Source organism: Streptomyces sp. MA5143a (assembly GCF_900290235.1).
In the GTDB taxonomy this organism is placed as follows: domain Bacteria; phylum Actinomycetota; class Actinomycetes; order Streptomycetales; family Streptomycetaceae; genus Streptomyces.
Map to the genome: position 1 here is coordinate 68885 of NZ_OLMK01000046.1, position 14221 is coordinate 83105.

Sequence of the window (14221 nt, forward strand, 5' to 3'; positions counted from 1 at the left end):
GGCGGCGTGCGGCGCCGGGGAGGGCGACCCGGCCGAGGGCGGGGCGAAGGGATTGGCCGGGTGCGGCGCGGGCGCCGGGAAGGCCGTCGTGTTCCCCGGTGGCGCGAAGGGGGCGGGGGCCCCGGCCGCGGTGGCGGATGGCGGGGTCCACCCGGGAGGGGTCACGGGCTCATGCGCGGCGGGGGCCGGCCCACCGGGGCCGACCCAGGGACGGGGCGCCTCGGGCACCGGCGCGGGATCCTTCACACCGGCGGCGGCCGACTTGTCGAGCGACAGCCGAGCGGCATCCGCCACGTCGACACTGGCAGGCTTGTCTAGCGGCAGCCGGGCAGCGTCCGCCACGTCCGCATGCGCAGGCTTGTCTAGCGACAGCCGAGCGGCATCCGCCACGTCGGCACTGGCAGGCTTGTCTAGCGACAGTCGGGCAGCGTCCGCCACGTCCGCATGCGCAGGTTTGTCGAGCATGACCTGCCGGGTGGGCGCCGACGGCGCTCGGTCCTCGGGGAGGGGCGGCAGGTCCACGGGCGCGGCCTCTCCCTCCGATCCCTCCGCCCACTCCGACGTGGGCGCGGCGACCTCCCCGGCGGCAGCCCCCTCGGGCGCCGTCCCGGCCACCTCGACCGCTGCCCCGGACCCCTCGGTCCCGGCGGCGCCCTCGCCGGATATCGCCTCCTCCGCCGGCGCCACCCCAGCCCCCCGCAGTGTCGGCGGGTCTGCCGGTGTCGCCGGGGTCGTGGCCTCGTCGGACGACATGCGCGGGTCCCCCTCTGTTCCGTTCCGCGTCGTGGCGTTGCGTCTCGTTGATCCCGTCGTACCGCTGATCCCGTGCGCCGTACCGAACGACCGGACAACAGCGGACGACGGCGCACAATCAGCCGTACGTTCGGTCATGCTAAAGCCCGAGGCCCCCGGCACGGATCTCGCCGCCTACGATGATCCCCGAGTCATCGATCAGCCGATCACCCGCGTCCCCCGACGAAGACCACCGGTCCGGGCCGGACGCCGTTCCCGGGAGGAACCTTGACCGACCACCGCACCGCGCCCGGCGGCACCGGCGCCCGCGACCTGCACGCCTTCATCGCCGGCCTGCCCAAGGCCGAACTGCACGTGCACCACGTCGGCTCCGCCTCCCCCCGGATCGTCTCCGAACTCGCCGCCCGTCACCCCGACTCCAAGGTGCCGACCGACCCCGAGGCGCTCGCGGACTACTTCACGTTCACGGACTTCGCGCACTTCATCCAGGTGTACCTGTCCGTCGTGGACCTGATCCGCACCCCGGAGGACGTCCGGCTGCTGACGTTCGAGGTGGCCAGGGACCTGGCCCGGCAGCAGGTGCGGTATGCCGAGCTGACCATCACGCCGTACTCCTCGACCCGTCGCGGCATCGACGAGCGGGCGTTCATGGAGGCGATCGAGGACGCCCGCAAGGCGGCCGAGGCCGAGTTCGGAACCGTACTGCGCTGGTGCTTCGACATCCCCGGCGAGGCGGGACTCGTGTCGGCCGAGGAGACCGTCCGGCTCGCCACCGACGACCGGCTGCGCCCGGAGGGCCTGGTGTCGTTCGGGCTCGGCGGGCCCGAGGTCGGCGTGCCACGGCCGCAGTTCAAGCCGTACTTCGACCGGGCCGTCGCGGCCGGACTGCACTCCGTTCCGCACGCCGGCGAGACCACCGGGCCGGAGACGGTCTGGGACGCGATCAACGAACTGCGCGCGGAGCGCATCGGACACGGCACGAGTTCCGCCCAGGACCCCAAGCTGCTCGCCCACCTCGCCGAGCACCGGATCGCCCTGGAGGTCTGCCCCACGTCGAACATAGCGACGCGCGCGGTCCGCACCCTCGACGAGCACCCGATCAAGGAGTTCGTGGCGGCCGGGGTCCTGGTGACCGTCAACTCCGACGACCCGCCGATGTTCGGCACCGACCTCAACACCGAGTACGCGGTCGCCGCCCGGCTCCTCGACCTCGACGAGCGGGGGCTGGCCGCGCTCGCGAAGAACGCGGTGGAGGCGGCCTTCCTCGACGAGCCCGGCAAGGCCCGGCTGGCCGCCGAGATCGACACCTACACCTCGGCCTGGCTCGCCTGCTGACCCGCACCGGAAGACGACCCGCACCGGAAGCACCATGAACCCCCTGCGCACCGTGACCGCCGTGGCCCATCGCGGCGCCCCCTACCGCCACCGCGAGAACACCCTGGACTCGCTGCGGGCCGGGCTCGCGCTGGGCGCGGACGCCGTCGAGTTCGACGTACGGACGACCCGCGACGGCGTGCCGGTCCTGCTCCACGACTCCACGCTGAAGCGGCTGTGGGAGCTGGACCGGCCGCTCGCGGCGCTGTCCGCCGCCGAGGTGCGGGGGCTCACGGCGGACGGTGTGCCGACGCTGGCCGAGGCGCTGGCCGTCACCGGGGACAGCCGGGTCATGATCGATCTGCCGGGTGCGGCCGACCGCCGGGCGATAGGGCAGGTCGTGGGCGTCGTCCAGGAGTGCGGGGCGTGGGAGCGGGTGTACTACAGCGCCGGGGCCGACACCATGCTGGCGCTGCGGGCCGTCGCCCCCGGCGCCGAGATCGCCCTCACCTGGAAGACCCTCGCCCCGCCCCGCCCGGCCCTCCTCGCCGCCGTACGCCCCCGCTGGCTCAACTACCGCTTCGGGTTGGTGAGCCGGGCCCTCGCGGACCGTGTCCACCGCGACGGCCACCTGCTGTCCGTGTGGACGCCGGACACCCGTCGCTCCATGCGGCGGCTGATGGACCTCGGGGTCGACTCGATCACCACGAACCGCGTCGACACGCTGTGCGCGCTGCGGAACGGCCACTGACGACCCCGCCCGGGTCACGCCGCCCTCACCCGGTCGCCCGCCTGTGCGGCCGCGATGGTGGAGCGCCACTGCCGCCCGTCCACGCACCGTGCCGCGACCGGGGCCCTCAGGCCGTGGCCGTCATCGGCGTCGCGACCGGCGGCAGCGCCTCCAGCCGCTTGATCCGCTTCCACACGACATACAGCGGGATCACGCCGAACACCCCGAACGACATGTCGATCAGCGACCACCAGAAGGGGATACCGCGGACGGGCCCGCAGATCAGGGCCAGCGGGATGATCCCCGCACAGGCGATCATCCCGACCTCGACGACCCAGATGTTGCGCACCGGGTCGCGGTACGGCCCGTAGAAGGCGACCGCGATCACGAGGTGCGCGAAGGCCAGCCAGTCGGTGCCGTACAGCAGGAACGGGTACTCCGCGTCGGCCTGGTCCAGCCCGGCGCGCACCCGCTCGATCCACTCCATGAGCCCCGGCAGGTGATCCCCGACGGACAGCGACCGCAGCGACTCCTCGGTCCAGCGCAGCTCGTGGACGAGCGGGAAGGCCGTGGCCCCGCTCAGCACCAGGCAGACGACGAAGAAGACCAGCCACGCACGGATGCCCTTCACCAGGGCGGCTCTATCGCTCATGACAGGAGCGTACGCCCGGACTTGAACACGTTCAAAAGCACCCCCCCCCTCCAACCGCCCCCCCTCCAACCGCCCCCCCTCCAACCGCCCCCCTCGCCCGCCCCCTCACTCGCCGCCGGACCCCGCGCGGCTCGCCCCGTGCTTCCGGACGCAATAGGGCGATTCTTCCCGCTTTTCGCGACCCGCCCGCCGTTCGACGAATTACGGCGAATAGCAGGAGAACGCGACGGACAATTCGTGGCGACCGTGTGCGCGGCTCTTGAAGAAGGCTTGCGGCCCTTTCCCGACTGCCGTAGTTACGTGAATCATGAACCTGTTCAACCGTGCTGCGTCCCTGCGCCGCCCGGCTCCCCCCACTGACCGACAACTCCCCCACGATTCCCCGGCGTTCGCCGCCACCGAAACGCTGGATCCCGCCCTGGCGGGGCTGACCGGAGAATGGATCATCGACCGGGCGCACAGCCGTGTCGGTTTCTCCGTCCGCCATGCCCTGGTGACGACCGTGCGCGGAGCTTTCACGCAGTACGAGAGCCGGCTCTATTTCGACGGCCGTGACCCGTCCCGCTCGCAGGCCGAGATCCTTCTGTCCACCGCGTCGGTCGACACGGGCGTGGAACAACGCGACGCCCATCTGGTGGGCCGGGACTTCCTGGATGCCGCGACCTATCCCCGCATGCGCTTCGCCAGTACGGCGGTGCACCTCGTCGGCAACGATGTCTACCGCATGACCGGCGACCTCACGATCAAGAACGTCACCCGTCCCGTCGACCTGGAACTCACCTATATCGGCCATGTCGTGGACCCGTTCGGCTACGAGCGGGTCGGCTTCGACGGCACGACCACGATCAACCGTTCCGAGTGGGGCCTGACCTACAACCAGCGGCTCGCCGAGGGCGGAGCCATGGTCAGCGAGAAGGTCCGGCTGCAGTTCGACCTCGCCGCGATCCGCCAGTTCCCCGGGGCCTGACGAGCCCACGAGGCGCACCTGACACACACGACGGAGCCGCCCGGGGTCACGCACCCCGGGCGGCTCGGCGGCGATGACGCCTCATCCCTCGGCGGCCTCCTGCGCGATCCGCTCGAACTGGGCGCCCATGGCCTCGGAGAGCGCCTGGGCCGCCGAGAGCGGCCGCACCATCACCGTGAACTCGTCGATCACGCCGTGCTCGTCGAAGTGCAGGAAGTCGCAGCCCTGCAACTGCTTGCCCGCGACGGTGGCGGTGAACACCAGGGCGTGGTCACGGCCGTCCGGGTTGGCGATCTCACGGACGTAGGTGAAGTCCTCGAAGACGCGCGAGACGGCCCGCAGGATCGCGGCGGTGATGGCCTTGCCCGGGTACGGCTTGAAGGCGACGGGGCTGGTGAAGACGACGTCGTCGGCCAGCAGGGCGGCGACGGCGTCCATGTCGCCGCTCTCGACGGCCTTGCGGAAGGGATGCACGAGCCCACCTCACGAGCTGATACTGAACAAATTGACTATGACAAAGGCAGGCTAGAGGGCGACATCTCCCTTGTCCACACGCGGGGAGGCGGCTATGGGTCACCTCTGTGACTAGTCACACCCGCTGCTAGCGTGGGCTCATGGCGTTGCGGAACGCGGTGATGGCCGCGCTGTTGGAGGGCGAGGCGTCCGGGTACGACCTCGCGAAGGCGTTCGACGCGTCCGTGGCCAACTTCTGGATGTCGACCCCCCAGCAGCTCTACCGGGAGCTGGAGCGCATGGAGACCGAAGGGCTGGTCGCGGCCCGTGTCATCCAGCAGCAGCGCCGCCCCAACAAGAGGCTGTTCTCGCTGACGGAGGCCGGGCGCGCGGCCGTGCACGCCTACACCGTGGAGCCACTCGGCAAACCGTCCGCGATCCGGGACGAGTTGATGGTCAAGGTGCAGTGCGTGGACGCCGGCGACATCGACGCCGTGCGCAAGGCCGTCGCCGAGCGCATGGAGTGGGCCACGGTCAAGCTGGCCCGCTACGAGCGACTCCGCCTGCGCCTGCTCGACGGGCGCTCGGAGGAGGCGTACTTCGCCGAGGCCGAGCGCGTCGGCCCCTACCTCACCCTGCTGCGCGGCATGTCCTTCGAGCGGGAGAACCTCCAGTGGGGCGATATGGCGCTCCGCCGCCTCGACCAGCGCGCGGCCGGGCTCCACCGCGAGGGCTGACCACCGATCCGCCCGAGGCACACCGAGGACCGACCCCGCAGCCCCGGTCCGCGCCGGAGACCGACCCCTCTACTCGGCCACGTGCGTGGTCAGGGCGTGGCCGCGAGTACCGGGAGCAGTTCGGGGCGCTTGGGTCGGCGGCCGTCACCGGAGGACTGTCCGCGCAGCCGGCGGAGCAGCCAGGGGCCGAGGAAGGCGCCGGCCCAGCGCAGCTCGGCGCCCACGGCCCGCAGCCCCGCGGCCGCCGCCCCCTCGGCCGGCAGCGGCAGCGTCCAGCGGTCGTCGGTGCCGGGCAGGCCGAGCGCGTACGCGGCGGCGTCCGCGATGCGTTCGTGGCCGAGGGGCCCCGCGTGCAGCCGGTCGGCGCTCCACAGCCTCGGGTCGGTGGCCACCGGGTGCGCGGCCGTCTCCGCCACCACCACGCCGTGCCGTGCGGCGGCCTCGCGGATGCGCGCGTTGAGCCCGAGGACGCGAGGGGCGAGCGGGCGGGCCATCGGCGAGATACGGCCGACGTCGGGGAACATGAGCGTCGCGACCGTGGCTCCCTGCGCGGTGAGCGCGGCGAACATCGCCTCTACGTGACCGGCCACCTCGTCCAGGTCGCAGCTCGGGCGGAGCACGTCGTTGACGCCGGCCACCACCGTGGCCAGGTCGGGCCGCATCGCGAGCGCCGGGGCGAGCTGTTCGGCCCGCACCTCGCCCGCCTTGCGGCCGCGCACGGCGAGGTTCGCGTACAGCAGGCCGGGACTGTTCCGGGCGACCCGCTCGGCCAGCCGGTCCGCCCAGCCCCGGAACCCGTGCACGTCGTCACCGTCCCCGAGCCCCTCGGTCTGACTGTCACCCAGGGCGACGTACCGCAGATACGCACCGTTCGACACGGGCCGACCGCCTCCTCGCCAACACCGCCCGCGATGGGCGAACCGATCCCCCTAGGCAACTACATACCTAGGTGCATTGTTGACTATGAAGATAGCGTCGCGCTCGAAGCCCTCACAACACCGACCCCCGCGCCACCACCGCCACCACCGCCACCGCCACCGCCACCGCCACCGCAGCACGGGCTCCCGCAGCACGGGCTCCCGCAGCACCAACCCTCACAAGCCCACGATCCCGTTCCACCGCCTGGCGAACCCGGGCCGCTCCCTCGGGGTGATGTCGCGGGCGATCGCGAGGCGGGACCGCATGGTGTCGTCGGGGAAGATCAGGGGGTCCTCGGCGAGCGCGGCGGTCTCCTTGTCCGAGGCGGAGGCGAGGACGTCGCGGGCGGCGGGGACGGGGCAGACGTAGTTGACCCAGGCGGCCAGTTCCGCGGCGACCTCGGGGTCGTAGTAGTGGTCGACGAGGCGTTCCGCGTTGGTCTTGTGCCGGGCCAGGTCGGGGATCATCAGGGACTCGGACCACAGCTCGGCGCCCTCCTCGGGGACGACGAACGCGATGTCCGGGTCGTCGGCCTGGAGCTGGATCACATCGCCGGAGTAGGCCTGACAGGCGAGGACGTCCCCGGACGCCAGGTCCTTGATGTAGTCGTTGCCGGTGAACCGGCGGATGTGGCCCGCGCGGACGCGGGCCTCCACCTGGTCGCAGATCCGGTGGAAGTCGTCGGCGGTCCAGCGCGAGACATCCACGCCGTTACCCTGCATCAGCAGCGCGAACGCCTCGTCCAGCCCGGAGAGCAGGGTGACGCGCCCTTTCAGGTCGTCGGCCCACAGGTCGGACAGGCGGCGCAGCTCGCGGCCCACCTTCCGCCGGTTGTAGGCGATGCCGGTGATCCCGGACTGCCAGGGCACGGTGAACGCGCGTCCCGGATCGAAGGCGGGCGACCGCAGTTGCGGATCGAGGTGTGCGGTGACGTTCGGCTGGGCCGCCCGGTCCATCTCCTGCACCCAGCCCAGCCGTACGAACCGGGCGCACATCCAGTCGCTGAGCACGATCAGATCGCGCCCGGTGTCCTGGTGGTTCATCAGCGCCGGGCCGACCTTGCCGAAGAACTCGTCGTTGTCGTTGATCTCCTCGACGTAGTCGACCGTGATCCCGGTGCGCCTCTCGAAGGCCTCCAGGGTCGGCCGCCGTGACGCGTCCGCGTCATCCGTGTCGATGTACAACGGCCAGTTCGCCCAGCTCACCCGCTTCTCCCGGGTGGACCGGTCCTGTCCGGCCCGGTCACCGGGCGCGACATACGCGGCAGGCACCCCGCACCCGGCGAGCCCGCCGGCCAGCGCACCGGAACCGAGGGCGCGCAGAACGGAACGACGGGATGGAGGACGGACGTTGCCCCGCGGTACGAACATCACCGCAGCATGCCGCCCGGCCTCCACCCCGTGCAACGAGGCCGACAGCCCGTCAGTCCAAGGACGTCATCACGTGCTTGATCCGCGTGTAGTCGTCGAACCCGTAGCCCGAGAGGTCCTTGCCGTACCCGGACTTCTTGAATCCGCCGTGCGGCATCTCCGCGACCAGCGGGATGTGCGTGTTGATCCACACGCATCCGAAGTCCAGCGCCTTCGACATCCGCATCGCCCGGCCGTGGTCCTTGGTCCACACCGACGAGGCGAGGGCGTACTCCACGCCGTTCGCCCACTCGACGGCCTGGGCCTCGTCGCTGAACGACTGCACCGTGATGACCGGCCCGAAGACCTCCTTCTGGATGATCTCGTCGCCCTGCTTCAGCCCGGAGACGACGGTCGGCGCGAAGAAGTAGCCCTTGTCGCCGACCTGCTTGCCGCCGGCCTCCACGCGCGCGTGCGCGGGCAGCCGCTCGATGAACCCGGAGACCTGCTTGAGCTGGTTGGGGTTGTTCAGCGGACCGAACAGCACGTCCTCGTCGTCCGGCTGCCCGGTCTTCGTGTCGGCGGCGGCCTTGGCCAGCGCCGTCACGAACTCGTCGTGGATCGACTCCTGCACCAGCACCCGGGTGGCCGCCGTACAGTCCTGCCCGGCGTTGAAGAAGCCCGCCACGGAGATGTCCTCGACGGCCTTGGCGATGTCGGTGTCCTCGAAGACGACGACCGGCGCCTTGCCGCCCAGCTCCAGGTGGACCCGCTTGAGGTCCTTGGACGCGGACTCGGCGACCTGCATGCCCGCCCGCACCGAACCCGTGATGGATGCCATCGCGGGCACCGAGTGCTCGACCATCAGGCGGCCCGTGTCACGGTCGCCGGTGATGACGTTGAAGACGCCCTTCGGGAGGATCGCCCCCATGATCTCGGCCATCAGGACCGTCGACGCTGGCGTGGTGTCCGACGGCTTCAGGACGACCGTGTTGCCCGCAGCGATCGCCGGGGCGAACTTCCACACGGCCATCATCATCGGGTAGTTCCAGGGAGCGACCTGGGCGCAGACGCCGACCGGCTCACGGCGGACGATCGAGGTCATGCCCTCCATGTACTCGCCGGCCGAGCGGCCCTCCAGCATCCGGGCCGCACCCGCGAAGAAGCGGATCTGGTCGACCATCGGCGGGATCTCCTCGGACCGGGTCAGTCCGATGGGCTTGCCGGTGTTCTCCACCTCGGCCGCGATGAGCTCCTCGGCCCGCTCCTCGAACGCGTCCGCGATCTTCAGCAGGGCCTTCTGGCGCTCGGCCGGGGTGGTGTCCCGCCAGCCGGGGAACGCGGCCGCGGCGGCCGCCATGGCCGCGTCGACGTCGGCCTCGCCGGACAGGGGCGCGGTCGCGTAGGCCTCGCCGGTCGCGGGGTTGACCACCTCGGTGGTCCGTCCGTCGACCGCGTCGCGGAACTCCCCGTCGATGTAGTTACGCAGACGACGCAGCTCGGTGCTCACTGCCGTGCCCTCCAGATGTGGGTTCCAGATGGGGGTGTCCATCCTTTGAGACACCACCCTAATCCGCCGACCGACGTTTTCAACACCCCTGACACCAGACTCGCTGCGAAATCCGCAAGCTACGGCGTCGTAAACAACGAATTTCATCGATCCGACCTTGCGGAACTGTCGAGGTCTCGTGCACAGTGTGCTCGTGGCCAGTCGAAGCGCAGAGCAGAGGGACTCCCGCGAGCCCCGGAGGGACTCCAAGGAGCCCAGGAACGGCACTCCCCAGTTGGACGCCGTCTCCCTCGCCATCGTCCAGCAGCTTCAGGAGGACGGCCGTCGGCCGTACGCCGCGATCGGCAAGGCCGTCGGCCTCTCCGAGGCGGCCGTGCGGCAGCGCGTGCAGAAGCTGCTGGACCAGGGCGTGATGCAGATCGTCGCCGTCACCGACCCGCTCACCGTGGGTTTCCGGCGCCAGGCCATGCTCGGCATCAACGTCGACGGCGATCTCGACCCGGTCGCGGACGCGCTGACGGCCATGTCGGAGGTCGAGTACATCGTGATCACCGCGGGCTCGTTCGACCTGATGGTGGAGATCGTCTGCGAGGACGACGACCACCTCCTCGAGGTGATCAACAAACGCATCCGCACCCTGCCCGGCGTGCGCTCCACCGAGAGCTTCGTCTACCTCAAGCTCAAGAAGCAGACCTATATGTGGGGAACCCGATAACCGTGAGGACGCGATAACCGTGAGCCCCAAGGACCTCAGCCAGACCGCGTACGACCACCTGTGGATGCACTTCACCCGCATGTCGTCGTACGAGAACTCCCCGGTCCCCACCATCGTCCGGGGCGAGGGCACGTACATCTACGACGACAAGGGCAAGCGGTACCTCGACGGTCTCGCCGGTCTCTTCGTGGTCCAGGCGGGCCACGGCCGCACCGAACTCGCGGAGACCGCGCTCAAGCAGGCGCAGGAGCTGGCCTTCTTCCCGGTGTGGTCCTACGCCCACCCGAAGGCCGTCGAGCTGGCCGAACGCCTCGCCCACCACGCGCCCGGCGACCTGAACAAGGTCTTCTTCACCACCGGCGGCGGCGAGGCGGTCGAGACCGCCTGGAAGCTCGCCAAGCAGTACTTCAAGCTCGTCGGCAAGCCGACCAAGTACAAGGTCATCTCCCGCGCGGTCGCCTACCACGGCACCCCGCAGGGCGCCCTGTCGATCACCGGCCTGCCCGGCCTCAAGGCCCCCTTCGAGCCGCTGGTCCCCGGCGCGCACAAGGTCCCGAACACCAACATCTACCGGGCCTCGCTGTTCGGCGACGACCCCGAGGCCTTCGGCCGCTGGGCCGCCGACCAGATCGAGCAGCAGATCCTCTTCGAGGGCCCGGACACCGTCGCGGCCGTCTTCCTGGAGCCGGTGCAGAACGCCGGCGGCTGCTTCCCGCCGCCGCCCGGCTACTTCCAGCGGGTCCGCGAGATCTGCGACCAGTACGACGTGCTGCTCGTCTCCGACGAGGTCATCTGCGCCTTCGGCCGCCTCGGCACGACGTTCGCCTGCGACAAGTTCGGCTACGTCCCGGACATGATCACCTGCGCCAAGGGCATGACCTCGGGGTACTCCCCGATCGGCGCCTGTGTGATCTCCGACCGCATAGCCGAGCCTTTCTACAAGGGCGACAACACCTTCCTGCACGGCTACACCTTCGGCGGCCACCCGGTCTCCGCGGCCGTCGGCCTCGCCAACCTCGACCTGTTCGAGCGCGAGGGCCTCAACCAGCACGTCCTCGACAACGAGGGGGCGTTCCGCTCCACGCTGGAGAAGCTCCACGACCTGCCGATCGTCGGCGACGTCCGCGGCAACGGCTACTTCTACGGAATCGAGCTGGTCAAGGACAAGGCGACGAAGGAGAGCTTCGACGAGGACGAGACCGAGCGGATCCTCTACGGCTTCCTGTCGAAGAAGCTGTTCGAGAACGGTCTGTACTGCCGCGCCGACGACCGGGGCGACCCGGTCGTCCAGCTCGCCCCGCCGCTGATCTCCGACCAGTCGACCTTCGACGAGATCGAGCAGATCCTGCGCGCCACGCTGACGGAGGCGTGGACCCTGCTGTAAACCCGCCCTCCGGCGCCGCGCACGGCCCGGGATGCCCCCGTACGAGTGAGATGGGGGCGTCCCGGGCCGCGTGACGTCCGGCCCCGCCACCCCTCGTGCCTAGCGTGCCTGGTAACCGATCAGCCCTGCTTTCGTTCCCCCGGACGGGGACTCCCCACGGCAATCCCTGATCCGAACCGAGGTGTACGCCCATGGTGGCCCCGCCGGACAACGACGTGCTCTGGGCACGTGGTCTGACCTACGCGCACGACGGCTCGCCCGCGCTGCAAGGCGTGTCGATGGGTGTGCGGGAGGGCGAGATCCTCGCCGTGACCGGTCCGCGCGGCAGCGGCAAGACCACCCTCCTGCGCTGTCTCTCCGGACAGCTGCGGCCCCAGAAGGGCGAGGTGTGGTTCAACAGCATCCCGGTGCACACCATGGGGACGGTCTCGCGGGAGCGGCTGCGCCGTGACCGCTTCGGCTGGATCGACCCCGAGCCCGCGCTCGTCCCCGAGCTGAACGTCTGGGAGAACACCGCCCTGCCGCTGATGCTGCGCGGCACGGGCCGCCGGGCCGCCAAGGCCGCCGCCCTGGAGTGGCTGGAGCGCCTCGACATCCGCGACACGGCCCGCAAGCGGCCGCACGCCCTGTTGCAGTCCGAGCGCCAGCGGGTGGTCGTCGCCCGCGCCCTGGTCGCCGCGCCCACCGTGCTCTTCGCCGACGAGCCGACCGCCCCGCTGCACCGCGCCGAGCGCTCCCACGTCCTGCGCACGCTCACCGCCGCCGCCCGCTCCCACGCGATCACGGTCGTCCTCGCCACCCACGACGCGGAGACCGCCGCCCTCGCCGACCGCACGGTGACCCTGCTGGACGGCCGATGCGTAAGGACCGTCCACCTCCCGTCCACCACCGGCGAAGCGAGGCCGACCACGCGCGGGACCAGCCGGACCACCACACGAGACGACGGCCGCACCCCCGCACGAGGGCAGGCGCGGCCCGCCGCGCGCAGGAGCGGCCGCACCGCCGCGCGGGAGGAGGGCGGCACACCCGCACCGGAGGACGGCCGCACCCCCGCAACGCGCGGGGACGGCCGGACCACCACACGAGACGACGGCCGCACCCCCGCGCGGGACGACGGCCGCACACCCGCGCGAGGGCAGGCGCGGGCCGCAGCGCGCGGTGAGGCCCGGGGCGCCGGCGAGGGCGAGCGCCTCGCCGCCACCGTGGGCAAGGCCCGGCACGCCGCCGGGGACGGCAGTCGGTCCGCCTTCGAGGGCGACCGGCCGACCGCCACCCCCTCCGGGCGACCTGCCGAGGTCCGAGCCGACCGGCCGCCCGCCACCGCCACCGCCCCCGAGGGCGACGGACGAACCTCCGCCGCAGAGGACGACGACTCCGGCAAAGGGGACCGCCCGTCCGCCGCCGAGGGAGGAGGCCGGGCCGCGTGCTCGCTCTCCGTCTAGCCCGCCGCGCCCACCCCGTCGTCCAACTCCGCCGGCTGCTCGTCGCCGCGGCCTCCGGCGGCACGGGGTTCCTGCTGCTGTGCGCCCTCGGATACGCCCTGTCGCACCCGCACGCCTCCTCCGGCTCGTCGCTCCGGCTGCTCTGGTGCCTCGCCCCCGCCGCCGCCACGATCCACTTCGCGGTGGCGGTCGCCCGGACCGACCCCGGCACCCGGCCGCGTCCCGGCCTGTCCGCCATCGGCCTCGGCCCGGGCCGCCTCATGGCCGTCTCCGCCGTGACGACGGCCCTGTCCACCACCCTGGGCTCCCTGCTGGCCCTGCTCGTCTTCCTCCACCTGCGCGGCGACCTCACCGGCATGCCCTTCGACGGCACCGCCGCCGACGCCCTCGGCGCCGGCCGCCCCCTGCCGCTGCCGGCCGCCCTCACCCTCCTCGCCCTGGTACCGGTCGTGGCGTCCCTGACGACGGCACTGGTCCTGCGCCCCCGGGGGCCCCGGGCCCGCGCCGCCAACCCCCGGACGCGCTTCATGGCGTACGACACCTTCGACCTGCGCCGCCGGGTGCGGGAACCGGCGGGCGCCACCAGGTTCGAGGAGGAGCCGGAGCCCGACGAGGAGACCTCCGCGAGCGCCGTGCCCGACCAGCCGCGGGCCCCGCGCCCCGCACCCGGCGGGCTCCCCTGGGGCGTCGCCGTCCTCGCCGTCGGCCTCGCCATCGAGACCTACGCCGGGCAGTCCGACGCCGGCTCCGCCCTCGCCCTCCCCGGAGGCTTCGCCGACAGCCCCGCCGGGGTGCTCGGCGGCTGGCTGCTGACCGCGCTGGGCCTGGCCCTCGCCGGCCCCGGGCTCACCCACCTCACCGGCCGGCTGCTCCAGGCCGTGCGGCCGGGGGCGCTCAGGCTGCTGTCCGGGCGGGTGCTGCAGGCGGAGGCCCGGCGGATCGGGCGGCCGCTCGGAGTGGTGTGCGCCGTGGCCTCCGGGGCGTACGCCATGGTGACGCTGTCCTCCGGCGCGCGCCCCACGGTCGGTCCGCTGACCCTGCTGGGGGCGCTCGTCGTGGCCGGCTGCACCGTCCTCACCCTCGCCACGGCCGCCGTCGAGGCCCGCCGGGCGCACGCCGACACCACGGCCGCGCTGCTGCGGATGGGGGCGCCCGCCGCCCTGCCGCGCCGGGCGGCCCTGCTCCGCGCGGGCGCCCTGCTCGCCGTCTTCGGCCCGCTGACCTGGACGGTCGCGGAGCTGGCGGCACTCCCGCTGGCCTCCTGACCACCGACCGGCGGCGGCATCGAGGGCGCCGG

Annotated in this window: 12 protein-coding genes and 1 pseudogene; 8 read left to right on the forward strand and 5 right to left on the reverse strand. The window is 72.0% G+C overall.

Annotation, left to right across the window (positions count from 1 at the left end):
• The first annotated feature begins 1020 nt into the window (after positions 1–1020).
• The gene (locus SMA5143A_RS21455; protein WP_107464524.1) at positions 1021–2088 is read left to right on the forward strand and encodes an adenosine deaminase; all 1068 of its coding nucleotides are present in this window, start codon (positions 1021–1023) and stop codon (positions 2086–2088) included.
• A gap of 43 nt (positions 2089–2131) precedes the next feature.
• On the forward strand, positions 2132–2818 hold the full coding sequence (locus SMA5143A_RS21460) for a glycerophosphodiester phosphodiesterase (protein ID WP_107464579.1): 687 nt from the start codon (positions 2132–2134) through the stop codon (positions 2816–2818).
• 106 nt (positions 2819–2924) lie between these two features.
• Here the strand turns inward: SMA5143A_RS21460 and SMA5143A_RS21465 are convergent, their stop codons facing one another.
• Positions 2925–3449: a hypothetical protein gene (locus SMA5143A_RS21465; protein ID WP_107464525.1), complete on the reverse strand. Its 525-nt coding sequence runs from the start codon at positions 3447–3449 to the stop codon at positions 2925–2927.
• 307 nt (positions 3450–3756) lie between these two features.
• On the opposite strand from SMA5143A_RS21465, the gene SMA5143A_RS21470 reads away from it, so the two are divergent.
• On the forward strand, positions 3757–4416 hold the full coding sequence (locus SMA5143A_RS21470; protein ID WP_107464526.1) for a YceI family protein: 660 nt from the start codon (positions 3757–3759) through the stop codon (positions 4414–4416).
• Positions 4417–4497: 81 nt separating this feature from the next.
• Here SMA5143A_RS21470 and SMA5143A_RS21475 read toward each other — a convergent pair whose 3' ends face one another.
• Positions 4498–4890, reverse strand: coding sequence for a nuclear transport factor 2 family protein (locus tag SMA5143A_RS21475; RefSeq protein WP_107464527.1), 393 nt, complete (start codon positions 4888–4890; stop codon positions 4498–4500).
• 140 nt (positions 4891–5030) lie between these two features.
• On the opposite strand from SMA5143A_RS21475, the gene SMA5143A_RS21480 reads away from it, so the two are divergent.
• Positions 5031–5606, forward strand: coding sequence for a PadR family transcriptional regulator (locus tag SMA5143A_RS21480; RefSeq protein ID WP_107464528.1), 576 nt, complete (start codon positions 5031–5033; stop codon positions 5604–5606).
• An 89-nt stretch (positions 5607–5695) separates the two neighbouring features.
• On the opposite strand, the gene SMA5143A_RS21485 is transcribed toward SMA5143A_RS21480, so the two are convergent.
• The 3 genes from SMA5143A_RS21485 to SMA5143A_RS21495 form a co-directional block, all read right to left on the reverse strand.
• Positions 5696–6484 carry an SGNH/GDSL hydrolase family protein gene (locus SMA5143A_RS21485; protein ID WP_107464529.1) on the reverse strand — a complete coding sequence of 263 codons (789 nt, stop codon included), beginning with the start codon at positions 6482–6484 and terminating at the stop codon, positions 5696–5698.
• Positions 6485–6700: 216 nt separating this feature from the next.
• Complete coding sequence (locus SMA5143A_RS21490; protein ID WP_107464530.1) at positions 6701–7894, reverse strand: ABC transporter substrate-binding protein; 1194 nt, start codon at positions 7892–7894, stop codon at positions 6701–6703.
• 52 nt (positions 7895–7946) lie between these two features.
• Positions 7947–9383, reverse strand: a complete 1437-nt coding sequence (locus tag SMA5143A_RS21495) for a gamma-aminobutyraldehyde dehydrogenase (protein ID WP_107464580.1) — start codon at positions 9381–9383, stop codon at positions 7947–7949.
• A gap of 178 nt (positions 9384–9561) precedes the next feature.
• Here SMA5143A_RS21495 and SMA5143A_RS21500 point away from each other — a divergent pair, with 178 nt between their 5' ends.
• From SMA5143A_RS21500 to SMA5143A_RS21515, 4 genes and pseudogenes are all read left to right on the forward strand, one after another.
• The gene (locus SMA5143A_RS21500; RefSeq protein WP_079049258.1) at positions 9562–10098 is read left to right on the forward strand and encodes an Lrp/AsnC family transcriptional regulator; all 537 of its coding nucleotides are present in this window, start codon (positions 9562–9564) and stop codon (positions 10096–10098) included.
• A gap of 19 nt (positions 10099–10117) precedes the next feature.
• Positions 10118–11482 (forward strand): aspartate aminotransferase family protein, encoded by a 1365-nt coding sequence (locus SMA5143A_RS21505; RefSeq protein ID WP_107464531.1) that lies wholly within the window; start codon positions 10118–10120, stop codon positions 11480–11482.
• A gap of 191 nt (positions 11483–11673) precedes the next feature.
• Positions 11674–12396 (forward strand): annotated as a pseudogene (locus SMA5143A_RS21510) (ABC transporter ATP-binding protein); the annotation flags it as partial.
• A gap of 509 nt (positions 12397–12905) precedes the next feature.
• Entirely contained in the window at positions 12906–14189 is a 1284-nt protein-coding gene (locus SMA5143A_RS21515) for a hypothetical protein (protein ID WP_107464532.1), read from the forward strand.
• The last annotated feature ends 32 nt before the right edge of the window (positions 14190–14221 follow it).

Coding starts and splice junctions, on each gene's coding strand:
- SMA5143A_RS21465 (WP_107464525.1), bottom strand. CDS start 3,449: ATGAGCGATAGAGCCGCCCTGGTGAAGGGCATCCGTGCGTGGCTGGTC.
- SMA5143A_RS21470 (WP_107464526.1), top strand. CDS start 3,757: ATGAACCTGTTCAACCGTGCTGCGTCCCTGCGCCGCCCGGCTCCCCCC.
- SMA5143A_RS21480 (WP_107464528.1), top strand. CDS start 5,031: ATGGCGTTGCGGAACGCGGTGATGGCCGCGCTGTTGGAGGGCGAGGCG.
- SMA5143A_RS21490 (WP_107464530.1), bottom strand. CDS start 7,894: ATGTTCGTACCGCGGGGCAACGTCCGTCCTCCATCCCGTCGTTCCGTT.